Below are 22,715 nucleotides of genomic sequence, written 5' to 3'. Positions count from 1 at the left end.
CTATGTCATTAAGTCACGACATTCTCGCCGAGCTGGCGGAAATTAAACCCGGTTCCCCTCTGGCAGAGGCGCGCGCCACGCGGGACGCCGCCACGCGCCACGCACAGGGCAGCTACGAAATCTTATTTACCCAGCAGGATAGCGATTTTGCGCTGGACGAGCGCTTCGCCGTCGCGGCAAAAGTCGCCAGGTGGCACAACGCGGAGGCGCTGGCCGCGCACTATGCGGGGTTTGGTCTGGCCGACCCGACCTCTGAACGCCTGACCCCGGCGCTCAATTTCGCGCGCCTGCTGACCTTCTCCCCCGTCGAAGCCACGCCGACATCGTTAAGGGCGCTGACCCAGGCGGGATGGAGCAAGGAAGGTATCGTGACCCTGGCGCAGCTTATCGCGTTTGTCAGCTTCCAGAGCCGACTGATTGCCGGGCTGCGGCTGCTGAACGACAAACCCGTCGCCAAAAGCGAAGCGCCGGTGGCGGCAGGCGTCTGGCACACGACCGCAACCACGGCCACCGGGAAGGCGGCTCCCGTCGCGTTTACCCAGCAGGAACTGGGCTGGGAGCCGTGGATCGCCGCCAAACCGCTGGCGGATTTTCGTGATGACGAGGTTGCTATACTGGCGAAGTTTGGCCACACCGATTCCGACTATTTCCGCCTGCTGGGGCGCAACCTGCCGGTGCTTGAACAGCGCACGCTAACGGATAAAGGGATTTTTTATACGCCGGGGGGATTGCCGCGCGCCGAGCGCGAGCTGGCCGCAACGGTCGCCAGTAAAATTAACGGCTGCATCTACTGCGCATCTGTCCATGCGCGGAAAGCCAGCCAGCTGTCAAAGGATGACGCGGCGGTAGAGGCCCTGCTGGCCGTGCGTCCAGGACAATCCCTGAGCGAGGGACAATCTGCGCGCTGGCAGGCGGAGATTAATTTTGCGGCAGCGCTGTCGGTTACCCCGCCTGCGGCCACGCCGCTACACCTTGCCGCGCTGGAAAAAGAGGGGCTGGACACCTTAGCCCAGCTTGATCTGGTGCAGTCCGCCGCGTTCTTCGCCTGGGCCAACCGCCTGATGCTGACCCTGGGCGAGCCCTGGCTTGCCTGACTTCAATCAGGCTAGCGCGCGAGCGTTAGCCTGAGCCCGTCTGGCCCGCAGGTAACCGTAGATCAACAGTGCACTCATGGCCGAGAACGAGAGTATCGCCGCAGGCAGCGTGACGTAGCGCCAGCTAAAGCCGAGGGTAATCATCATCCCGCCAAAGTACGCCCCGATCGCGCTGCCGAGATTAAACGCCATCTGCCCCCCCGGCCGCCCCCAGCATCTCGCCGCCCTTCGCATTTTGCAGAAGCAGGATCTGCAGCGGCGCAGAGAGCGCGAACAGCCCGGCACAGCAGATAAAGCCCATGATCAGCGAGGCCGTTTTGAGTTCACCACAGGCGAAAAGCAGCAGCAGCGAGGCGACAATCACCATGTCGGTGGTCGCCGCAATGCGCAGCGGGCTAAAACGCCCCGAGAGTTTGCCGCTCAACAGGTTGCCCAGCACCATGCCAAGCCCCATCAGCATCATGATGATCGTCATCACGCCTTCGGTGAAGCCTGAAACGTTGACCATAAACGGTTTAACGAAGCTGAACCACGCGAACACCCCGGCGTTGCCAAACATGGTGGCGGCAAAAATCAGCCAGGGTTCTGGTTTTTTCAGAAAGTGGAACTGCTCGGTCAATTTGATTTCTGATGTGTCGTGGATGTCCGGCACCCAGAGCAGAACCGAGAGGATCACCAGCGCGTCGAACACCGCAATCAGGAAAAAGGTATAACGCCAGCTGAACTGGTGCCCCAGCCAGGTGCCGAGCGGGACGCCTACCAGGTTGGCCACGGTCATCCCGGCGATCATTCCCGCCACTGCGACCGTCACCTTCCCCGGCGGCGCAATTTTAGAGAGGATAATCGCCCCGACGCCGAAAATCGCGCCGTGCGGAAAACCGGAAATTAAGCGTCCCGTCGCCAGCCAGAAATATGATGTTGAAATGGTAAACAGGGCGTTCCCAACCGCGCACAGGGCAACCAGAAACAGCAGCGTCGTTTTTAACGAGAACTTGCCTGAGAACATCGCCATAATCGGGGCGCCAATCACCACGCCGAAGGCATAAAACGAGATCATATTCCCGGCGGAGGGAATCGAAATACCGGTGTCATGTGCCAGTTCAGTTAATACCCCCATGATGCCAAATTCAGCCATGCCCAGGCCAAATGTGCCAAGCGCCAACGATAATATTGTCTTTTTCATATCTCAACCACGGGTTAATCACTCGCAGCGGGCATTATTGAATAATCTTGTATGGTGAGCCAGTTCAAACTGGCAGACTGACACGTTAATCCATTTATACAGCGCAGGCTGTGAATATTGTCAGCCGATAATCGCGATGCCAAGGCGTTCCATAATTTGCGACACCTGATAGCTGTCCAGCTTAACGCCCTGTAGATCAGTGCCACGCACGTCCAGTTCACCCAGTTCCGAATTGGTTAAATCGCAGTGTGTGAAATTTGCTGCACGCCAGTCAAATGAAGAAAACTCGCCGCCTGACATATCCGAACCACTGAAAGTTGCCCCCAGGATCTGCGCGCCGTTCCAGCGGTTTTCCCACAACTCGCATTTTTCCAGAACCACCTTCGAAAAATTGGCATAGCTCAGGTTGCTTTTTGTTATATAAGCACTGCAAAACCAGGTACGCGTGGTGATCATGTTCATAAAACTGGCACCGCGAAAATCAGCCCCTTGCGCCCTGCATTCACGGATTTCGATGCCTAAGGCATTCGCATTTCTGAAATCAGCCATGGATAAATCGCAACTTTTGAAGATCGCGTCCTTAAGTTGCGCCCGGCTAAAATTTCCGCCGATCTGGCGTTCACGATCGTAAAACTGACAACCGATAAATGCTGTGCCGGTCAAATCTGTGCCAGAGAAATCGCAATGACGAAAAACAGCATTTTCAATCTTTTCACCGGTAAAACGGTTACGTCCAATTTTTTCGCCTTCAACAATCAATGTCATAACAATCCTGTATATTTATACAGTTATTTTTAATCATTTTAACCAGCGATTCGCGAAAGAGAAAGTCTTGACTGCGAAAAAAGTCCGCTGAGATTTCCACTCAGCATTACACTTCAAAGTGTTAGTTCCTTCTAAGCACATCACACGTTCCGGAGATGAGGATTATCATGGGAAACGCAAAACAGAATAAAACCAAAGCAGTGACCGTGACCAAAGCGAGTGTAGATAGCGTGGTTAAACCCGTGCTGAAGACCAAAGAGTACGAAAAAGAACTTCGTCGCCTGCACGTTGAACTGGTTAAGCTCCAGCAGTGGGTCGTCGCCAAAGGACTCAAAGTGTGTATTGTTTTTGAAGGACGCGACGGTGCCGGTAAAGGCGGCACCATCAAAGCGATCACCGAGCGCGTCAGCCCTCGCGTGTTTCGCGTTGTTGCGCTCCCTGCCCCAACTGAAAAAGAAAAAAGCCAGCTCTACTTCCAGCGCTATGTGCCGCACCTGCCTTCGGCAGGCGAGATCGTGATATTCGATCGCAGCTGGTATAACCGCGCGGGCGTTGAGCGGGTTATGGGGTTCTGCACGGAGGAACAGGTGGAGAAATTTTTGGATGGCGCACCGGTGATGGAAAAAGCGATGGTCGATGCCGGGATTATCCTGCTGAAGTACTGGCTGGAGGTGACGCCTAAAGAGCAAGAGCGTCGCCTGCGCGACCGTATTAACGATGGTCGTAAGATCTGGAAGCTATCGCCGATGGATATTAAATCCTTTAACCTGTGGGACGAGTATACCCTCGCGCGCGACGCTATGTTTGAAGCCACCGATACCGCCTGGGCGCCGTGGTTTGTGGCACGTTCAGAAGATAAAAAACGCGTGCGACTGAATATTATTTCGCACCTGCTTTCGCAGATCCCGTATAAAGAAATACACGTAGACAAGGTGGATTTACCGAAACGCAAAATCGGCAAAGTCAAACCCACAAAATATCCGTTCCGCTATGTGGAAGAGCGGTTTTGATTTGAAGAGTAGGCCCGCGCAAGCGCAGCGCCGCCGGGCAGAGCCGACGGCGCAGGGTTTACTTCAATCCTTCCGTACTTTCCTGTTTCGCTTCCAGACGCTCCACATCACGATACCAGCGCGGATGATGCTTCTGCGCCCAGCGGCGGCTCACCTTCCCTTCAATCATCCCTTTAATCGAGCCTTTCACCCAGAAGGCCATATACATATGGATCAGGATGGCGTGGATCAGGATGATGGCCGACGTGGCGTGGATAAGCAGCGCGTAACGCACCACCTGAATCGGGAAGTAGTGGGCAAAGTACGGACGCCAGATAATGACTCCGGTCACCAGCAGCACAAAAATCATGCTCATGATGGTCCAGAACATCATCTTCTGGCCGGCGTTGTATTTCCCCACCTTCGCCACTTTATGCTCGTGACCTTTCAGGACTTCAACAATCCCTTTAACCCACGGGATATCCTGCTTGTCCGGGATGTTGTGATGAACAAAACGCACGAACATAAACATCAGCACCACAAAGATCAGCACGCCGAAGAATGGGTGCAGAATGCGCCCCATTTGCGGCGTACCGAAGGTTTCGGTCAGCCACTGCAGCGTCGGAAAGAAGAACGAAATCCCCGACACCGCCACCAGGAAGAAGCAGATCACCACCGTCCAGTGACAGGCGCGATCGACAAACTTCGTGCGCACTATCATTTTCGACTTACTCATGATGCTCCTCCTCGTCGTCATCCACCTCTTTGTTTGGCCCAATACCGATGTAGTGATAAATCAGCCCCGCAAAGGTCGCGATAAAGCCCGCCGCTGAGAGCGGTTTAAGCGCCCCTTTCCACAGGTTAATGGAGGTGTCGATCGCCGGATCCTTCGGCAGATTGTGGTACAGCTCCGGCTGGTCGCTATGGTGCAGCACGTACATCACGTGGGTACCGCCCACGCCCTGCGGGTTGTAAATGCCCGCTTTGTCGTAGCCCCGCGCTTTGAGCTTATCGACGCGCTGCTGCGCCACGTCCAGCATCTCTTTTTTGGTGCCGAAGTGGATCGCCCCGGTGGGACATGTCTTCACGCACGCAGGCTCCTGCCCGACGCTGACGCGGTCCACGCACAGGGTGCATTTGTATACCCGGTTATCCTCTTTATTGAGGCGCGGGATATTGAACGGACAGCCCGCGATGCAGTACCCACAGCCGATGCAGTTGTCCTGCTGGAAGTCGACGATTCCGTTGGCGTACTGAATAATCGCACCCGCTGAAGGGCACGCCTTCAGACAGCCCGGATCTTCACAGTGCATGCAGCCGTCTTTGCGGATCAGCCACTCCAGCCTGCCGTTCTGGTCGGTTTCGCTAAAACGCATCACCGTCCAGGATTTGGCGCTCAGATCCGCCGGATTGTCGTAGACACCCACGCAGTGCCCCACCTCATCGCGGATATCGTTCCACTCCGAGCAGGCCACCTGGCAGGCCTTGCAGCCCACGCAGGAGGAGACGTCGATAAGCTTGGCGACTTCTGCCTTGTAGTCCCGCGCGCGAGGCGCGGGCGTTATCGGGTTAGTCGCGGAGCGTTTGATAATGTCTTGTGTTTCCATCGCCATTGAATCGCTCCTTACGCTTTCTCGATGTTGACCAGAAACGCTTTGTATTCCGGCGTTTGCGAATTGGAATCGCCGACGTTTGGCGTCAGGGTATTGGCGATGTAGCCTTTCTGCGCCACGCCTTCAAAGCCCCAGTGCAGCGGGATACCGACGGTTTCCACCTGCTGACCATGCACGTTCAGACTTTGCAAACGACGGGTCACCACCGCCACCGCGCGAATAAAGCCGCGCTTGCTGCTGACCTTCACGCGGTCGCCGTTGGCAATACCTTTCGCCTTCGCCAGCGTCTCGCTGATCTCCACAAACTGCTCCGGCTGCGCGATGGCGTTCAGCCGCGCGTGCTTGGTCCAGGTGTGGAAATGCTCGGTCAGGCGATAGGTCGTCCCCACGTACGGGAATTTGTCCTTTTTGCCCAGACGCAGCGCGTCGTCTTCGTAGATACGCACCACCGGGCTGGAGACCACGTTCGGGTGCAGCGGGTTGGTGCCCAGCGGTGTCTCCATCGGCTCGTAGTGCTCCGGGAACGGCCCTTCCGCCAGCTTGTTGAGCGCAAACAGGCGTCCCAGCCCTTCCGGCTGCATGATAAACGGCCCGGTGTTGCTGCCCGGCGCGGCGGTGTTGTAGTCCGGGATATCGTTCCCCGTCCATTTCTCCCCGTTCCACTGGATCAGCATGCGCTTCGGATCCCACGGCTTGCCGTTTACGTCTGCAGACGCGCGGTTGTACAGCACGCGACGGTTCAGCGGCCACGCCCATGCCCAGCACAGCGTATTGCCCAACCCGGAAGGGTCAGCGTTGTCACGGTTGGCCATCTGGTTACCCTGCTCCGTCCAGCTGCCGGTGTAGATCCAGCAGGACGACGCCGTCGTGCCGTCGTCGCGCAGCAGCGCGAAGCTGTTCAGCAGCTGGCCTTTCTTCGCCACCAGATTGCCGTTAGCATCATAGAGATCCGCCAGCGCCATGCCGTTGTTCTCTTTCGCGACTTCTTCAGACTCGGGACGATCCGGCTGCTTGTAGCTCCAGTTCATCTTCAGCAGCGGCTCAGCGCCTTTGCCTCCTTCGGTTCGGTACATCTCGCGCAGGCGATGGTAAATCCCGGCAAGGATTTCGCCGTCGTTGCGCGCTTCGCCCGGCGCGTCCTGGCCTTTCCAGTGCCACTGCAGCCAGCGGCCGGAGTTGGCTATCGAGCCGTCCTCTTCGGCAAAACAGGTGGACGGCAGGCGGAACACTTCGGTCTGAATCGATGCCGGGTCGACATCGTTCGATTCCCCGTGGTTCTGCCAGAAGGTGGAGGTCTCGGTCACCAGCGGATCGATCACCACCATGTACTTCAACTTGCTGAGGCTACGCACAACCTTGTTTTTGTCCGGGAAGGAGGCCACCGGGTTAAAGCCCTGGCAGATGTAGCCCGTGACGTTGCCCTTATCCATCATGTTGAAATACTTGATGACGTCGTAAGCCTGGTCCCACTTCGGCAGCCACTCAAAGCCCCAGTCGTTCTCTTTCTGCGCCGCGTCGCCGTAGAAGGATTTCATCAGGCTGACGTAGAACTTCGGATAGTTGCTCCAGTAGTTCACCTGGTCCGGCAGCGTCGCTTTTGGCGTATTCGCCGCCAGATAACTTTGCAGATCCGTCTGCTTTTCAGACGGCAGCGTCAGGTAGCCCGGCAGGCTGGTCGAGAGCAGACCGAGGTCGGTCAGCCCCTGGATGTTGGAGTGACCGCGCAGCGCGTTCACGCCGCCACCCGCCATGCCCATGTTGCCGAGCAGCAGCTGGATCATCGCCATGGTGCGGATGTTCTGCGCGCCAACGGTATGCTGCGTCCAGCCCAGCGCGTACAGGAACGTGGTGGTTCTGTCGGCGGCGCTGGTGGAGGCCAGCACTTCACATACCTTCAGGAAGTCCGCTTTCGGCGTGCCGCAGATGTTTTCCACCACGTCCGGCGTATAGCGGGAAACGTGCTGCTTCAGCAGGTTCCATACGCAGCGCGGGTGCGTCAGGGTTTCATCACGCATCGCATAGCCATTTTCATCGAACTGATAGTTCCAGGAGGACTTATCGTACTGCCGTTTTTCGGCGTCATAACCGCTAAACAGTCCGTCATCGAAGGCAAAGTCATCCCGCACCAGCAGGTTCGCGTTGGTATAGTGCTTAACGTATTCCGCGTTAATTTTGTTGTTTTCGATCAGGTACAGCAGCACGCCGGACAGGAACGTAATGTCCGTACCGGAGCGGATTGGCGCATAGATATCGGCCACCGATGCCGTACGCGTAAAGCGCGGATCGACGACGATAAGCGTCGCATCGTTGTTGTTTTTCGCCTCCATCGCCCAGCGGAACCCCACCGGATGGGCTTCAGCGGCGTTACCGCCCATCACCACCACGACGTTCGCGTTTTTGATATCAACCCAGTGGTTGGTCATCGCACCGCGACCAAATGTTGGAGCAAGACTTGCTACCGTTGGTCCGTGTCAGACGCGCGCCTGGTTGTCTACCGCCAGCATGCCGAGAGAGCGCACAAATTTTTGCGTCAGCATGCCGGTTTCATTACTCGCCGCAGACGCGCACAGCATCCCGGTGGAGAGCCAGCGGTTAACCGTTACGCCCTGCGCGTTCTTTTCAATAAAGTTGGCGTCGCGGTCGGCTTTCATTAATTTGGCAATACGGGAGAAGGCCTCATCCCAGGAGATTCGCTGCCATTTATCAGAACCCGGCGCGCGGTATTCCGGGTAGCGCAGGCGATTTTCACTGTGAACATAGTCCAGCAGCCCCGCCCCTTTCGGGCAAAGCGCCCCGCGGCTAACCGGATGATCCGGGTCCCCTTCAATGTGGTAAATCGCTTCTCTGGCGTTCTTTGCGCCATCGCCCAGGCTATACATCAAAAGCCCACAACCTACGGAGCAGTATGTGCAGGTGTTACGGATCTCTTTCGCGCGCAGCAGCTTATAGTTGCGTGCCTGAGCCAGCGCCATTTTGGGAGCAAATCCCAGCATGGCTGCCGTTGTTCCGGCCATACCGCCCGCGCAGATTTTAAAAAATTGTCTGCGGCTGACGTCCATCGTTGTCCTCGTTATCTGAAAACATTTCGCGCCGCAAACTAACAGCAAAGCCCCTGATTTTTTTGCGTCAAATCAAGGTCATCTGTCTTCCCCCCCTTAATAGTCACCCCCGGTACATTTCATTACCCCTTTTTGATTAACGGCTTAAGAGAATAATTCACGACAGCGACAGGCGTAATGCGATACATTTTTCCTTTGATTTTTATTGCAATGGCGAAGTAATGGACAGAAAAAAGGCAACGCTTATTGGGCTGGCGGCAATACTGTTATGGAGCACCATGGTCGGCCTTATTCGCAGCGTGAGTGAGGGACTGGGGCCGGTAGGCGGTGCGGCGATGATCTACACCCTCAGCGGATTACTGTGTCTGGTGACGGTAGGATTTCCTGATATCAGACGGTTCTCGCCGCGGTATCTTATTGCGGGCAGCGTTTTATTTGTCAGCTACGAAATATGCCTGGCGCTGTCGCTGGGCTATGCCGCAACGCGATCGCAGGCGATTGAAGTCGGTATGGTGAATTACCTTTGGCCAAGCCTGACCATTGTGTTTGCCATTTTGTTCAACGGACAGAAATCCACCCTGTGGGTGATCCCCGGCCTGGTCATATCGCTGCTGGGCGTCTGCTGGGTATTGGGCGGTGAACAGGGTTTATATCTTGATGAAATAACCCGCAATATCGTTTCCAGCCCGCTGAGCTACGCGCTGGCGTTTGCCGGGGCCTTTATCTGGGCCGCCTACTGCACGGTCACCAGCAAATTTGCGAAAGGACAAAACGGCATCACCCTGTTTGTTTTACTGACCGCGCTGAGTCTGTGGGTGAAATATGCCCTGAGCGATCAGCCAGAAATGGTGTTCACGCTTCCGGTAGTGGTGAAACTCGTCATGTGCGGCATTGCCCTTGGGTTTGGGTACGCCGCATGGAATATTGGCATCCTGCACGGTAACGTCACGGTTCTGGCTGCCGTATCCTATTTTACCCCAGTCCTTTCAGCCGCGCTTGCCGCCGCAGTGCTGAGTTCCCCCCTCTCATTCTCGTTCTGGCAAGGCGCCCTGATGGTCTGCGCCGGGTCGTTACTCTGCTGGTACGCAACAAGAAAATAATGCTTTCTCGCACGGCCGGGTAAATTTCAACCCGGCAACATAATTAACATAAATTTAAAGTGTGATCGCAGCTCAGAATATTTATCCTAATAATAGGATGTCTGTTTAATTTCGGTTTATATTTGGCACCTTCTGTAAACGTTCAACAAGATAATTGACACAAACTGACAACGACATGAAACTAGTCAACCATGAATATTAACACTATGGATAGCATTGAATGTAATAATTCAATTCTGACACATCCATGCAAATATTCGCAATATACGTTTAAACCCTTACCTAACTCACTGTTATTAAGCCCAAAAACTAATGACACCCCCCTCTACGCATCGGGAATACCGAAATCTAACTTAATATACTAAAACTCACAGAAATTATAGCGATGGCAATAGTCCCGCAGATAACATAATTAATAATCGTATAAAATTCGGGCGCTTTGTTTGAATAAGCGCCTTTTCACACGATCGAGATCACACTAATTGAAATTACCTTTAATAATTTGAAACTTATTATTGAAATAAGACTACGAGATTTTTAAAAATAGCATGCCATTGACGAGCAGCCTCGTTTAGAAATCGTTCACAGTGGTTCAGGAAATACTGAAAAAAAATTATAAGGAACATTTAAGATGAAACTTAAATTAGTTGCAGTGGCAGTCACTTCCATGCTGGCAGCAGGCGTTGTTAACGCTGCCGAAATTTACAACAAAGACGGTAACAAGCTGGATCTGTACGGTAAAGTAACAGGTCTGCACTATTTCTCTGATGACGCAGGCGCAGATGGCGATAAAACCTACATGCGTATCGGCTTCAAGGGTGAAACCCAGGTTAACGATCAGCTGTCCGGCTACGGCCAGTGGGAATACCAGATTCAGGGCAACCAGGAAGAAGGCGACAACAAGTCCTGGACCCGTGTTGCGTTTGCAGGTCTGAAGTTTGCTGAAGCAGGCTCCTTTGATTACGGTCGTAACTACGGCGTAATCTACGACGTAACTTCCTGGACAGACGTTCTGCCAGAATTTGGCGGCGATACCTACGGCGCTGACAACTTCCTGCAGCAACGTGCTAACGGCGTCGCGACCTACCGTAACCAGGACTTCTTTGGTCTGGTGGACGGCCTGAACTTTGCTCTGCAGTATCAGGGCAAAAACGGCAGCGTAGAGGGTGAAAACACCAGCGGTCGCAGCCTGCTGAACCAGAACGGTGACGGCTATGGCGCATCCCTGACTTACGATCTGGGCGAAGGCTTCAGCGTAGGTGGTGCAATGTCCTCTTCCCGTCGTACCGCTGACCAGAATGCGGCTGGCGTATACGGTGAAGGCGACCGCGCTGAAGTATACAGCGGTGGTGTGAAATACGACGCGAACAACGTTTACCTCGCGGCGCAGTACTCTCAGACCTATAACGCAACCCGCTTCGGTACCTCTAACAACAAGCGTACCGACATCTACGGCTTTGCAAACAAGGCGCAAAACTTCGAAGTTGTGGCTCAGTATCAGTTCGACTTTGGCCTGCGTCCATCCATCGCTTACCTGCAGTCTAAAGGCAAAGACATCGAAAACTTCGGCGACCAGGATCTGGTTAAATACATCGATGTTGGCACGACCTATTATTTTAACAAAAACATGTCCACCTACGTGGATTACAAAATCAACCTGCTCGACGACAACAAGTTCACTCGCCAGGCAGGCATCGGTACAGACAACATCGTGGCGCTGGGTCTGACCTACCAGTTCTAAATATTGTCACTACAAAAGCCAGCTGAACAAGCTGGCTTTTTTTATCTTCCTATCCGGCTGACGACTCTCCGTTCGCCGCCCAACGAAGCCAGGTTTGCAGCAGCTTGCCGTCCTCGGTCATCTCTGAATCTGAACGCACGCAGAGGTGATAGTCGCGCCCGTCATCAATGGGTAAGTCAAATATCTTCACCAGCTCGCCGCTCTCAAGATACGGCGCAATCAGCGGCTCACGCATTAGCGCACAGCCCAGACCAGCCTGTACGCCCGCCAGCGTCAACAGTCCGTCTTCAAACAGCGGGCCGCTGCGCCGGAGTGGACGTTTTACCCCCTGCAACAAAAACCACTGCGTCCAGCTCGTACGCTCTTCATCGTGCAACAGCGGCATTTGCAGCAGTTGCTCAGGCGTGTCGATGTGGCCATGAACACGCAAAAACGCACGGCTGCACACCGGCACCATCTGACCGGAAATCAGCTTTTCACTCTGATAGCCCGCCCACTGCCCGTTGCCAAAACGAATCGACATATCCGACGCGTCGCTCAGATAGTTACGGTGGTTGGCATACACCACGTTGATCTCGGTTTGGGGATTGGCGCGCATGAACGCAGGTAAACGTGGGATGAACCACCCCATGCCAAAAAGCGGGATCAGGCTGATGGTGACCTGACGCGTTTGCGCCTGCTCCGCCAGGTGCTCCGTTGCCTGGCGCAGCACGTTAAACGCCGCGCGGATCGAGCGGTAATATTCACGTCCGTGCTGGCTCAGCACCAGCCTGCGCCCCTGACGTTCCGTCAGCGGCATTTGCAGGTATCCTTCGAGCACCTTGAGCTGATGGCTTACCGCCGACGGAGAGATATCCAGCTCCTGCGCGGCCAGCGTGACGCTGCCCAGCCGGGCGATGGCCTCAAAGGCACGGACAGCCCGAAGCGGAGGATCGTTTGCCATGCGACTGTCTGCATACGCGGACAAATCTGCCGATTGTTCTGTTTTATTCATATATTGATTTCTTTAGGCTTTTTAGCCGGGAACGCTATTACATTATCTTTATACAAATCATTAAGATAAAGCAATGCCGGTTTATCATAAGAAATAATATATGTGTATTTTACAATTTAATTCATTTATTGGATGGTAGCCGCAGAAACAGCACTTTGCGGGTACAGACGTTGGATACACTCATACAACAACTGATCAACGGTGTGATGCTGGGAAGCATCTACGCGCTGATCGCGCTGGGCTATACCATGGTGTATGGCATCTTGCGCATTATTAATTTTGCTCACGGCGATATTCTGATGGTCGGTGCGCTCACCACGCTTTCCGCCATTAACGCCCTGAATACCACCTTTCCACACATGCCGCTGCTGTTGCAGCTTGGTGTTGCCCTGGTGATTGCCATGGCCGTTTGCGCCCTGCTGGCAATGGCCGTGGAGCGGTTTGCCTACCGTCGACTGCGCAACGCCCCGCGCCTGGCACCGCTGATCTCGGGTATCGGCGTCTCGGTCCTGCTGCAAACCGTGGCGATGATTATCTGGACGCGTAACCCGCTGATGTTCCCGCAGATCCTGCCCATGGATCCGATCGCCGTGACGGCAGGAAGTGAACTGCATCCCCCTGCGATTGTGACCGTCACCGGCATTGTTACCGTGGCGCTGGCGCTTACGGTGATGACCGGCCTGTGGCTGCTGGTGGAATACACCCGCCTGGGCCGCGGCATGCGCGCCGTGGCGGAAAACCCGCGCGTGGCCACGCTGATGGGGGTTAACCCCAATGCCATTATTACCCTGACGTTCGCCATTGGCGGCGTGTTTGCCGCGCTGGCAGGCGTCATGATGGCCAGCAACTACGGCAACGCCAGCTTCTCAATGGGCTTTTTGCCGGGGATCAAAGCCTTTACCGCCGCCGTGCTGGGAGGCATTGGTAACATTCGTGGCGCAATGATTGGCGGGATCCTGCTCGGCATTATCGAAGCGCTGGGCGCAGGTTATCTGGGGGAACTCACCCACGGCGTCTTTGGCAGCAACTATCAGGATGTCTTTGCCTTTATGGTCCTGATTCTGGTGCTGGTCTTCCGTCCGGCAGGCCTGCTGGGCGAGCGCGTGGCGCACAGGGCGTAAGGAATACCATGACAACACTTCAACTTCAGGCCCCGACGACGACGCGCAAATTCTGGTCAGGCATGGTCCTGTTCTGCCTCGCGCTGCTGGTTGCTCCCGTGGTGGCCACGCAGCTTGGCGGCAACTACTGGGTACGTGTGATCGACTTCGCCCTGCTCTACATCATGCTGGCACTCGGGCTCAATATTGTGGTGGGCTATACCGGCCTGCTGGACATGGGCTTTATCGCCTTTTACGCGGTCGGCGCCTACCTTGCGGCACTGATGGCCTCCCCACACCTGCTGGCGGTATTTCCTGTCCTCAGCGTCTGGTTCCCGGACGGGCTGCACACCTCATATCTGCTGATTATTCCGCTGGCAGCGCTCGTCGCGGCGGTCTGCGGCATTTTACTCGGTGCTCCTACGCTGAAGCTGCGCGGGGACTACCTGGCGATAGTAACCCTCGGCTTTGGCGAAATTATCCGCATTCTGATGCGCAACCTCGACCGACCGGTGAACATCACCAACGGTGCGAAGGGTATTACCGGGGTGGATACGCTCAACCTGTTCGGCCTGAAGTTCAGCGGCGTATACCACTGGTTTGGTTTCAAAGTGCCCGCGCTGTGGCTGTGGTACTACCTGCTGATGCTGGTGATTGTGGCGATTATTTTTGTCTGCCTGCGCCTGCAGCATTCCCGTATTGGTCGCGCCTGGCACGCCATCCGTGAAGATGAGGATGTGGCCCGCGCGATGGGCATCAACGTGCGTAACTATAAGCTGCTGGCCTTTGCGATGGGTGCCTCGTTTGGCGGCGTGGCGGGTGCCCTGTTCGGCGCGTTTCAGGGCTTTGTCTCCCCGGAATCCTTCACGTTACAGGAGTCCATTGCCGTGCTGGCGATGGTGGTGCTGGGCGGTATGGGACACATTCCTGGCGTGATCCTGGGCGCGATACTGCTCACCGCCCTGCCGGAACTGCTGCGCAGTCAGGCAGCGCCGGTTCAGCAGGCGCTGTTCGGTACGGTAATGATTGACCCGGAAGTGCTGCGTCAGCTGTTCTACGGCCTGGCGCTGGTGCTGGTGATGCTGGTGCGTCCTTCAGGCATCTGGCCGGTACGCCACAAGGAGGTGAAAGCATGAGCCTGTTAACCGTACGCAACATGTCAAAACGCTTCGGCGGGCTGACTGCCGTAGATGACGTTTCGATTACCGTGAACAAGGGTGAGATCTATGGCCTGATTGGTCCTAACGGGGCGGGAAAAACCACCTGTTTTAACCTGATCACCGGGCTTTATCCGGCGGACAGCGGTGAATTTTCGATTGCCGACAAGCCCTATTTCCCAAAGCACATTGAGAAAGTCACCGCCGCCGGGATTGCCCGCACGTTTCAGAACGTGCGCCTCTTTAACGACATGTCGGTGCTGGAAAACGTGATGGTGGGTCGCCACGTGCGCACCCGTAACGGCCTGTGGGCCGCGCTGAGCCGTCACAAACGCGCTCGCGAGGAAGAGAGGCAGACCCGGGAACTGGCCTGGCACTGGCTGGAGTACACCGGCATTGCCAGGTTCGCCCACTACCGCGCCTGCGATCTGGCCTATGGTCATCAACGCCGTCTGGAGATTGCCCGCGCGCTGGCAACGGATCCGCTGCTGCTGGCGCTGGACGAACCCGCCGCCGGGATGAACGCAGCGGAAAAAGTGGCGCTCGGCGAGCTGCTAATCCGCCTGCGCGATGACGGCAAAACCCTGCTGATGATTGAGCATGACGTCAAGCTGGTGATGGGCATCTGCGATCGCCTGACGGTGCTGGATTACGGCAAAACGCTTGCCAGCGGCACGCCGGAGAACGTACGTCGAGACCCGGCAGTGATCGCCGCCTGGCTTGGAGGCAACGCCCATGTCTGAATTACTGAAGGTGGAACGTGTGGATGTGCATTACGGCGGTATTCAGGCCGTCCGGGATGTCTCTTTTACCCTGCACGAGGGTGAACAGGCGACGCTGATCGGCGCTAACGGCGCGGGGAAAAGCTCCACCGTGCGCGCCATTACCGGGCTGGAAAGCTTTAGCGGCAGTATTGAATTCCGCGGTAAAGACGTCCGCAGACACAGGCCCGAGGCGCTACTGCGCGACGGACTGGTGATGGTCCCGGAGGGCCGCGGGATCTTCTCCCGCATGACGGTCCTGGAAAACCTGCAGATGGGCGCCTGGCTCAGACGTGACACCGTCACCGTTAATCGCGAAATGAACGAGATTTTCGAGCGCTTCCCGCGCCTGGGCGAACGCCAGCACCAGCTTGCCGGCCTGCTGTCCGGCGGTGAGCAACAGCTGCTGGCCCTAAACCGCGCCCTGCTCAGCCGCCCGCGTCTGCTGATCCTCGACGAGCCGTCGATGGGCCTCGCGCCGAAGATGGTTGAAAACATTTTTGCCGTCATTGCCGGCCTGCGCGAGCGCGGCGTTGCCCTGCTGCTCATCGAACAAAACGCCCGTCTCGCGCTGGAAGTCACCGACAGCGCGTGGGTGATGGACAGCGGCAGCATTGTTCATCATGGCGAATCGAAAGCGCTGCTCAATGACGACCAGATTGCACAGATTTATTTGGGCGAAATGCCCGTTTAACCACACCAGCCAACATCAGGGAAATACAATGAAAACAGTAAAAATCAGTGCGCTCAGCGCCGCTATCCTCCTCGGCAGCTTTGCCTCGACGGCCACGTGGGCCGCTGACAGCGAAACCGTGGTCATCGGTCTGGCGGGGCCGCTGACCGGCCCATCTGCCCGTATCGGTAAAGATCTGGAGAACGGCGCGCAGCTGGCCATTGACGACATTAACAAGCAGCACCCGACCATCGGCGGCAAAGCGGTGACCTTCAAACTGCAGTCCGAAGACGATCAGTCCGATCCGCGCACCGCCGTGGCCGTCGCGCAGCGTCTGGTGGATAGCGGCGTGGCGGGCGTCGTCGGTCACTGGAACACCGGTACCAGCATTCCTGCCGCACGTGTCTATCACGATGCGGGCATCGCCCAGGTCGCACCGGTCGCGACCGGTCACGCCTATACGCAACAAGGTTTTGATACCAGCTTCCGCGTGATGGGACACGACGATGACGGCGGTCAGTTTGCCGGTCAGTACGCGGTGAATACGCTGAAAGCCAAACGCATTGCGGTGATCGACGACCGTACCGCATTTGGTCAGGGGCTTGCAGACCAGTTTATTAAATCGCTGGAAGCCCAGGGCGTGAAAATTGTCGATCGTCAGTACGTGGATGACAAAACGGTCGATTTTAGCGCCGTACTGACCGCCATCCGCAGTAAAAACGCCGATCTGATCTTCTTCGGCGGCGTCGACAGCCAGGCCGCACCGCTGGCGCGTCGCATCAAACAGCTGGGCATGAATGCCACGCTGATGGGCGCAGGCGGATTCGTCAGCCAGACGTTCCTCAAGCTGGCGCAGAAAGAAGGCGAAGGTGTTGTGGCGCTGGAGCCGGGTCTGCCCGTTGACCAGATGCCGGGCGGCAAAGCGTTCGAGCAGGCGTACCAGTCCCGCTACCACACCCATATCGAACTGCACGCCCCGTTCGCCTATGACGCCACCCGCGTGTTGGTTGCGGCGATGGAAAAAGCAGACTCCGTTGAGCCTTCCACGTATCTGCCTGCCCTGCGCGCCATCAGCTATTCCGGCGTCACCGGGCAGATCGCGTTTGATAAAGAGGGCAACCTGAAATCGCCGTCGTTCACGGTCTACAAGGTGGTCGACGGCAAATGGCAGCCGCAGACCGTGCTGGGCGGCGCAAAAGCGAAGTAACGCAGCGAGGCAATGTGATGAGTGATAATAACGAGCTGGGCATTCTCGCCCGCCGCAAAATTGAAGCCGAAATTATTAAGCCAATTTATGAAATCCTGGTGCGCGAGATAGGGAAAGCCCGCGCCCAGGCGGTGATTGGCGAGGCCATTGAGCAGGCCGCGATTGACGCTGGTAAAGCGTTTGCCAGCAAAGAACCCAACGGCGCGAACATCAAGAGCTTTATCGCCCTGCAGTATCTGTGGGAGAAAGATAACGCGCTGGAGGTGAAGGTGATCGACGCCGACGACCAGCAGTACAACTACAACGTGACCCGCTGTCGCTACGCGGAGATGTACCACGAAATGGGGCTGGGCGAGATTGGTCATCTGCTCTCCTGCGCGCGGGATGAAAAATTCATCGTTGGCTATGCGCCGGACGTTGAGCTAACCCGCACCACCACCATCATGCAGGGCGGTGCGTGCTGTGATTTCCGCTACCGCAGCAGCAAGGACAAGCCATGATCCGCGTCAACGCCGAACGGCTGTGGTCAACGCTTGAGATGATGGCGCAGATCGGCGGCACGCCCGCCGGTGGCGTGACCCGTCTGGCATTGAGCGAGGAAGATCGTGTTGCGCGTAATCTGCTGCGCGACTGGGCACTGGACGCCGGTTTTACCTGCGATGTCGACAGCATGGGCAACATGTTTATCCGCCGCGCGGGGAAAAACCCGCAGCTTGCCCCGGTCATGACCGGTTCACACGTGGATACCCAGCCGCTGGGGGGGAACTACGACGGGGTTTACGGCGTGCTGGCCGGGCTTGAGCTGCTGCGTACCCTCAATGACCATCACGTTGAGACGGAGCGTGACATCGTGCTGGTTAACTGGACCAACGAAGAAGGCGCGCGCTTCGCGCCAGCCATGCTCGCTTCAGGGGTCTGGACGGGGCAGTTTAGCGAAGCGTACGCCCATGCCCGCGCGGATAACGATGGCATCACCGTGGGCGAAGCGCTGGATAAGATTGGCTACCGGGGTGAAACCCCTGCCCGCGCGTTTCCGGTTCACGCCTGCTACGAACTGCACATCGAGCAGGGCCCGATCCTGGAAGATGAAGCCATCGATATCGGCTTAGTCCGCGCGGCAATGGGCCAGCGCTGGTTTACCCTGACGCTGGACGGATTCGCCGCTCACGCGGGCACGACGCCGATGCACAGCCGCCGTGACGCGCTGACCGCCTTCGCCGAGCTGGCATTGAAAGTGGAAGAGATTGGCTATCGGCATGCGCCGGACGGACGCGCGACGATCGGTATGGCGAAGGTTACGCCAAACTCGCGCAACGTCGTGCCGTCTCGTGTTGAATGCAGCGTGGAGTTTCGCCATCCGGCGCAGGCGGCTCTGGAAGCCATGGAAGCGGCGCTGCATAAGGTGGCTGAAAGCCTGAGCCTGCGCGGCGTGTCGGCTCTCGTTGAGCGCATTTTTGACTACGCGCCCATCGCGTTTGATGCCGAATGCCTCGCTCGTACGGAGAAGGCCGTGACGGAGCTGGGCTATTCGTCGAAACAGATGGTCTCCGGTGCGGGACACGACGCCTGCTATGTGAGCAAAATTGCGCCCGCCAGCATGATCTTTATCCCCTGCGTGAAGGGCGTCAGCCATAACGAAGCGGAAAGGATCCTGCCGGAGTGGTCCGAGAAAGGGGCGAACGTGCTGTTGCACAGCGTCCTGTCCGCGGCCCAGGAGAGCTAGAACGGCGCGAAAGCAGCCCCCTGCTTTCGCGCGACGCTAGACGGCAACGCGCCGGCTGATTTCAACCACCCGATCGCTGGGAAGGTGGTAGTGGTTGATGACGTGCGTGCAGTTGCGCTTCATGAAGGCAAAAATGTGCCGTTGCCAGGCCGCCATACCGGCCCCGCCTTCGCCTGCCACAATGGTTTCATGCCCGACATACCAGGTGGCATCATCCGTGGCAAAAAGCGCGTTAATCTCGCTGACCCCCTGTAACAACCGCGGAATGTCCGGGTGTTCCATAAAGCCATATTGCGCCACGCCGTGCCAGTAGCCCGGCGCGCGCTGCTCCACCCTGATACGCTGCTCTTCCCCGACGTAGGGCACATTGAGTATATCAATGGTCAGCGACAACACATCCTGCTGTAGAGCCCGGTTTCGCGCGACATGCCAGCGCATGACCGGTGGGATATTGTTCTGTGTACGGGTCAAAAACACGGCCGAGCCTACCACTCTGGGCACCGTCTTTTGCTGAAGCTGGGCAAAGAACGCATCCACGCTGACGCCCTTCTCGCCCACCGATGCGGAGACCGCCTTAACGCCGCGGTGCCAGATTAGCATCACCGTACAAATGGCTGCGGCCATCAGCAGCGGGATATAGCCACCCTCCAGGACTTTAATCAGATTGGCAAACAAGAAGGTGGCATCAATCACCAGGAAACAGAGGGCAATAAGCGCGCTGCTGACCCGGCTCCAGCGCCACACTTCCCGCATCGCCACAAACAACAGCCCCGTGGTCATCAGCATGGTTAACGACACGGCGATGCCATACGCGGCGGCAAGCTTATCGGAGGATTTGAAGAACACCACCAGCCCGATGGTCACCACCATCAGCAGCCAGTTTATTATCCCGATATAAATCTGACCGTAGCTTTCTGCCGCCGTCTGTTTGATGCGTAACCGGGGTAACCAGCCAAGCTGAATGGCCTGGCGCGTCATGGAGAACGCGCCGGTAATAATCGCCTGACTGGCGATGATCGTCGCCAGCGCGGCAAGTATGATGAGCGGAACCTGGAGAACAGGCGGACAGAGCGTGTAGAAAAGGTTTTGCTTGCTGTCGGCACCGGCCAGAATCAGCGCTGACTGGCCAGCATAGTTGAGCAGCAGCGAAGGAAAGACGACGCCGTACCAGGCAAACCAGATGGGCTTTTTACCGAAATGCCCCATGTCGGCGTACAGGGCCTCGGCCCCCGTCACGCAGAGAAAAACGCCGCCCAGGACCAGGAAACTGGTGTACCCGTTCGAAAACAAAAATGCGATGCCGTAAGCAGGATTAAGGGCCAACAGTACCGAGGGGTGCTGAACGATCCCCCGCACGCCCAGCGCAGCAATCGCCAGGAACCACAGCGCCATCACCGGGCCAAATATTTTTCCTATGCGGGCGGTACCAAAAGGCTGGATAAGAAACAGCGCCAGCAACACTGCCACCGTCAGGGGTAATATGTACGGCTGGGACTCAGGGATCACCAGCTCCAGCCCTTCAAGGGCAGAAAGCACGGAGATGGCCGGGGTGATCGCGCCGTCGCCGTATATCAACGCGGCGCCAATCAGGGCGGCAAAAATGACCCAGCGCCCGCCTTTGCCTTTCTCCACCAGAAGCGACATTAAGGCCATGATGCCCCCCTCGCCATGATTATCAATTCGCATGGCGAAGGCGGCATATTTTATGGATGTCACCAGGATAAGTGTCCAGGTGATCAGGGAGAGCAGGCCCAGTATGACGCCGGGCGTAGGGTCATGCTCAGAGAGCGAAAGCACCGTGCGGAAGGTATAAAGTGGGCTGGTGCCGATATCACCAAAAACGACGCCCAGCGCCCCCCCTGCAAGCAGGGTTAACCGGGAGAGCGGTTGGGACGGTTCACTGCTGTGGCGAAGGCTCATATTTTCCAGCAAGAGTCAGATAATCCTGTAAAAAACATAGCCCATCTGCCCCGCCCGCGCCAACCGCGCGCCCTGTATTACTGCGGCTTGACCTTCGCCAGGCTGAACCAGATCCCCACTGCCAACAGCAGCAGCATTCCGCCCGCGCTGCCCAGCGCCACGCTGTGCGAGGTGATAAACGCGCTTTTCGCCGCCTCAATCACCGATTCCGCCAGCGTCGGGGTCAGATCCTGCGCCACCTTCATCGCCTCACCAATGGATGACGAGGCTTTATCGACGAGCGAGGCATTCAGCCCTTGCGGCAGGTCAATCGACGCCGAGAAGCTGCGGGTCAACAGCAGACCAAAAATGGCGATCCCCAGCCCGGCGCCCAGTTCATAGGACATGGTTTCAATTGCTCCCGCGGCGGCGGCTTTCTCCTTCGGCGCGGCCGCCATAATTGCCGAGGTCGAGGCCAGCAGCGCGCTGGCGGCACTGAAGCCGAGCAGCACCATCAGCCCCCACGCCTGCCACTGCTGTGTGCTGAAGTCGAGCATCGACAGCCCGATAAAGCTGACGGCGCTGAGCCCCATGCCGCCGGCCGCGACGATACGTAGCCCTAATCGCCCAACCAGCACGCCTGCGATCGGCCCGCTGAACCCGCTGGCGACCATCACCGGCAGCATGAACATGCCCGCTTCAAACGGCGTAAAGCCGTGAACAAACTGCAGCTCCTGGGCCATCAGCAGCTCAAACCCGACCAGGGCAATCATGGCGGTCATCGCCATCACCACGCCGCTCAAAATGATGCGATGGCAGAACAGACGCATGTCGATCATCGGTACGCGAGCGTGGAGCTGAATACGCACGAAGATAAACAGCAGTACCGAGCCGATAATCAGCGCGGACGCGACTATCCACGGTGACAGCGCGCCTTTCAGGGCTGTTTTCGCACTGTAGACCAGCAGTAAAATCGCCACAATCAGCATAATGGCATGGCTAATATTCAGCGGCTGCTCCGGGCGGCCGTGCTGAGGAGGCACAAAACGCGCGGCCAGCGAAACCACCACCAGCACAATCGGCACGTTAATTAAAAACACCGATCCCCAGTAAAAATGCTCAAGCAGCATACCGCCAATCAACGGGCCAAACGCCGCTCCACCGGAACCGACCGCCGCCCAGACGCCGAGCGCAATATTACGATCTCGTGCGTCGATAAACAGCGTACGGATCCCAGCCAGCGTAGCCGGAATAATCATCGCCGCACCAATTGCCAGCGAGGCGCGCGCCGCAATCAGCCACCCTGCTGACGGGGCAAACGCTGCCGCCAGCGACGACAGGCCAAACAGCGTGCTGCCAATCATGAGCAATCGTTTAAAACCGATACGGTCACCCAGGGCGCCCATCGGCAGCACCATACCCGCCATAACCAGCGAGTAAATATCGATGATCCACAGCAATTCATTGCCGCTGGCACCCAGCGTCATGCTCAATGTCGGCGCCGCCACGTGCAGCACCGTCGCGTCGATCGCCACCGGGATATACACCAGCACGATAATCACTAACGCTAACCACTGACGAAACATAAATTTCCTTTTCTTTTAAAACATGGACACATGTCCAGGATGCGATCCTACGTAAAGTTGAACGCATGTCC

18 protein-coding genes and 1 pseudogene are annotated in these 22,715 nt (G+C 57.0%); 11 read left to right on the top strand and 8 right to left on the bottom strand.

The features are described 5' to 3' along the window. The first annotated feature begins 2 nt into the window (after window positions 1-2). Entirely contained in the window at window positions 3-1,094 is a 1,092-nt protein-coding gene (locus ACDO57_RS05250) for an alkylhydroperoxidase domain protein (protein WP_024909560.1), read from the top strand. 6 nt (window positions 1,095-1,100) lie between these two features. On the opposite strand, the pseudogene araJ reads toward ACDO57_RS05250, so the two are convergent. Further along, a pseudogene (gene araJ, locus ACDO57_RS05245) lies at window positions 1,101-2,277 on the bottom strand (MFS transporter AraJ). Window positions 2,278-2,397: 120 nt separating this feature from the next. After that, window positions 2,398-3,042: a Qnr family pentapeptide repeat protein gene (locus tag ACDO57_RS05240; RefSeq protein ID WP_208762909.1), complete on the bottom strand. Its 645-nt coding sequence runs from the start codon at window positions 3,040-3,042 to the stop codon at window positions 2,398-2,400. 167 nt (window positions 3,043-3,209) lie between these two features. On the opposite strand from ACDO57_RS05240, the gene ppk2 reads away from it, so the two are divergent. Beyond that, complete coding sequence (gene ppk2 / locus ACDO57_RS05235; RefSeq protein ID WP_032647376.1) at window positions 3,210-4,052, top strand: polyphosphate kinase 2; 843 nt, start codon at window positions 3,210-3,212, stop codon at window positions 4,050-4,052. 58 nt (window positions 4,053-4,110) lie between these two features. Here ppk2 and fdnI read toward each other — a convergent pair whose 3' ends face one another. Genes fdnI through fdnG form a run of 3 tightly spaced genes read right to left on the bottom strand, consistent with a single transcriptional unit; the run spans window position 4,111 to window position 8,703 of the window. Then, window positions 4,111-4,767, bottom strand: a complete 657-nt coding sequence (gene fdnI / locus ACDO57_RS05230) for a formate dehydrogenase-N subunit gamma (RefSeq protein ID WP_032645492.1) — start codon at window positions 4,765-4,767, stop codon at window positions 4,111-4,113. Beyond that, entirely contained in the window at window positions 4,760-5,644 is an 885-nt protein-coding gene (gene fdxH / locus ACDO57_RS05225; protein ID WP_090416827.1) for a formate dehydrogenase subunit beta, read from the bottom strand. The genes fdnI and fdxH overlap by 8 nt, the downstream gene beginning before the upstream one ends. A gap of 11 nt (window positions 5,645-5,655) precedes the next feature. After that, on the bottom strand, window positions 5,656-8,703 hold the full coding sequence (gene fdnG, locus ACDO57_RS05220) for a formate dehydrogenase-N subunit alpha (RefSeq protein ID WP_370883621.1): 3,048 nt from the start codon (window positions 8,701-8,703) through the stop codon (window positions 5,656-5,658). Between the two features lie 221 nt (window positions 8,704-8,924). On the opposite strand from fdnG, the gene yddG reads away from it, so the two are divergent. Next, complete coding sequence (gene yddG, locus ACDO57_RS05215; protein WP_248271968.1) at window positions 8,925-9,803, top strand: aromatic amino acid DMT transporter YddG; 879 nt, start codon at window positions 8,925-8,927, stop codon at window positions 9,801-9,803. A 631-nt stretch (window positions 9,804-10,434) separates the two neighbouring features. Beyond that, a complete protein-coding gene (locus ACDO57_RS05210; protein WP_024909569.1) occupies window positions 10,435-11,544 on the top strand; it encodes a porin OmpC in 1,110 nt (369 codons plus the stop codon). Between the two features lie 49 nt (window positions 11,545-11,593). Here the strand turns inward: ACDO57_RS05210 and ACDO57_RS05205 are convergent, their stop codons facing one another. Further along, window positions 11,594-12,538 carry a LysR substrate-binding domain-containing protein gene (locus tag ACDO57_RS05205; protein WP_061715067.1) on the bottom strand — a complete coding sequence of 315 codons (945 nt, stop codon included), beginning with the start codon at window positions 12,536-12,538 and terminating at the stop codon, window positions 11,594-11,596. Window positions 12,539-12,708: 170 nt separating this feature from the next. On the opposite strand from ACDO57_RS05205, the gene ACDO57_RS05200 reads away from it, so the two are divergent. The 7 genes from ACDO57_RS05200 to ACDO57_RS05170 are packed head-to-tail and all read left to right on the top strand — an operon-like array spanning window position 12,709 to window position 19,159. Next, window positions 12,709-13,659, top strand: coding sequence for a branched-chain amino acid ABC transporter permease (locus ACDO57_RS05200; RefSeq protein ID WP_032647388.1), 951 nt, complete (start codon window positions 12,709-12,711; stop codon window positions 13,657-13,659). Window positions 13,660-13,667: 8 nt separating this feature from the next. Further along, window positions 13,668-14,774, top strand: a complete 1,107-nt coding sequence (locus ACDO57_RS05195; protein ID WP_061715066.1) for a branched-chain amino acid ABC transporter permease — start codon at window positions 13,668-13,670, stop codon at window positions 14,772-14,774. Further along, the gene (locus ACDO57_RS05190; RefSeq protein WP_370883620.1) at window positions 14,771-15,538 is read left to right on the top strand and encodes an ABC transporter ATP-binding protein; all 768 of its coding nucleotides are present in this window, start codon (window positions 14,771-14,773) and stop codon (window positions 15,536-15,538) included. Before ACDO57_RS05195 ends, ACDO57_RS05190 begins: the two co-directional genes overlap by 4 nt. Further along, a complete protein-coding gene (locus ACDO57_RS05185) occupies window positions 15,531-16,250 on the top strand; it encodes an ABC transporter ATP-binding protein (RefSeq protein ID WP_290093096.1) in 720 nt (239 codons plus the stop codon). The genes ACDO57_RS05190 and ACDO57_RS05185 overlap by 8 nt, the downstream gene beginning before the upstream one ends. 28 nt (window positions 16,251-16,278) lie before the next feature. After that, window positions 16,279-17,436 (top strand): branched-chain amino acid ABC transporter substrate-binding protein, encoded by a 1,158-nt coding sequence (locus tag ACDO57_RS05180; protein WP_370883619.1) that lies wholly within the window; start codon window positions 16,279-16,281, stop codon window positions 17,434-17,436. A gap of 17 nt (window positions 17,437-17,453) precedes the next feature. Then, a complete protein-coding gene (locus ACDO57_RS05175; protein ID WP_023619185.1) occupies window positions 17,454-17,936 on the top strand; it encodes an L-2-amino-thiazoline-4-carboxylic acid hydrolase in 483 nt (160 codons plus the stop codon). After that, window positions 17,933-19,159, top strand: a complete 1,227-nt coding sequence (locus ACDO57_RS05170) for a Zn-dependent hydrolase (RefSeq protein ID WP_370883618.1) — start codon at window positions 17,933-17,935, stop codon at window positions 19,157-19,159. The genes ACDO57_RS05175 and ACDO57_RS05170 overlap by 4 nt, the downstream gene beginning before the upstream one ends. Before the next feature lie 36 nt (window positions 19,160-19,195). Here ACDO57_RS05170 and ACDO57_RS05165 read toward each other — a convergent pair whose 3' ends face one another. After that, the gene (locus ACDO57_RS05165) at window positions 19,196-21,079 is read right to left on the bottom strand and encodes a potassium transporter Kup (RefSeq protein ID WP_370883617.1); all 1,884 of its coding nucleotides are present in this window, start codon (window positions 21,077-21,079) and stop codon (window positions 19,196-19,198) included. A 77-nt stretch (window positions 21,080-21,156) separates the two neighbouring features. After that, the gene (locus ACDO57_RS05160) at window positions 21,157-22,644 is read right to left on the bottom strand and encodes an MFS transporter (protein ID WP_370883616.1); all 1,488 of its coding nucleotides are present in this window, start codon (window positions 22,642-22,644) and stop codon (window positions 21,157-21,159) included. Window positions 22,645-22,715 lie beyond the last annotated feature (71 nt).

Origin of the sequence: Enterobacter cloacae complex sp. 2015409 (assembly GCF_041365315.1) — a bacterium.
Lineage (GTDB): Bacteria > Pseudomonadota > Gammaproteobacteria > Enterobacterales > Enterobacteriaceae > Enterobacter > Enterobacter pseudoroggenkampii.
This window is presented reverse-complemented; position numbering and strand designations above follow the sequence as displayed.

Coding starts and splice junctions, on each gene's coding strand:
- ACDO57_RS05250 (WP_024909560.1), top strand. CDS start 3: ATGTCATTAAGTCACGACATTCTCGCCGAGCTGGCGGAAATTAAACCC.
- ACDO57_RS05240 (WP_208762909.1), bottom strand. CDS start 3,042: ATGACATTGATTGTTGAAGGCGAAAAAATTGGACGTAACCGTTTTACC.
- ppk2 (WP_032647376.1), top strand. CDS start 3,210: ATGGGAAACGCAAAACAGAATAAAACCAAAGCAGTGACCGTGACCAAA.
- fdnI (WP_032645492.1), bottom strand. CDS start 4,767: ATGAGTAAGTCGAAAATGATAGTGCGCACGAAGTTTGTCGATCGCGCC.
- fdxH (WP_090416827.1), bottom strand. CDS start 5,644: ATGGCGATGGAAACACAAGACATTATCAAACGCTCCGCGACTAACCCG.
- yddG (WP_248271968.1), top strand. CDS start 8,925: ATGGACAGAAAAAAGGCAACGCTTATTGGGCTGGCGGCAATACTGTTA.
- ACDO57_RS05210 (WP_024909569.1), top strand. CDS start 10,435: ATGAAACTTAAATTAGTTGCAGTGGCAGTCACTTCCATGCTGGCAGCA.
- ACDO57_RS05205 (WP_061715067.1), bottom strand. CDS start 12,538: ATGAATAAAACAGAACAATCGGCAGATTTGTCCGCGTATGCAGACAGT.
- ACDO57_RS05195 (WP_061715066.1), top strand. CDS start 13,668: ATGACAACACTTCAACTTCAGGCCCCGACGACGACGCGCAAATTCTGG.
- ACDO57_RS05190 (WP_370883620.1), top strand. CDS start 14,771: ATGAGCCTGTTAACCGTACGCAACATGTCAAAACGCTTCGGCGGGCTG.
- ACDO57_RS05185 (WP_290093096.1), top strand. CDS start 15,531: ATGTCTGAATTACTGAAGGTGGAACGTGTGGATGTGCATTACGGCGGT.
- ACDO57_RS05180 (WP_370883619.1), top strand. CDS start 16,279: ATGAAAACAGTAAAAATCAGTGCGCTCAGCGCCGCTATCCTCCTCGGC.
- ACDO57_RS05175 (WP_023619185.1), top strand. CDS start 17,454: ATGAGTGATAATAACGAGCTGGGCATTCTCGCCCGCCGCAAAATTGAA.
- ACDO57_RS05170 (WP_370883618.1), top strand. CDS start 17,933: ATGATCCGCGTCAACGCCGAACGGCTGTGGTCAACGCTTGAGATGATG.
- ACDO57_RS05165 (WP_370883617.1), bottom strand. CDS start 21,079: ATGAGCCTTCGCCACAGCAGTGAACCGTCCCAACCGCTCTCCCGGTTA.
- ACDO57_RS05160 (WP_370883616.1), bottom strand. CDS start 22,644: ATGTTTCGTCAGTGGTTAGCGTTAGTGATTATCGTGCTGGTGTATATC.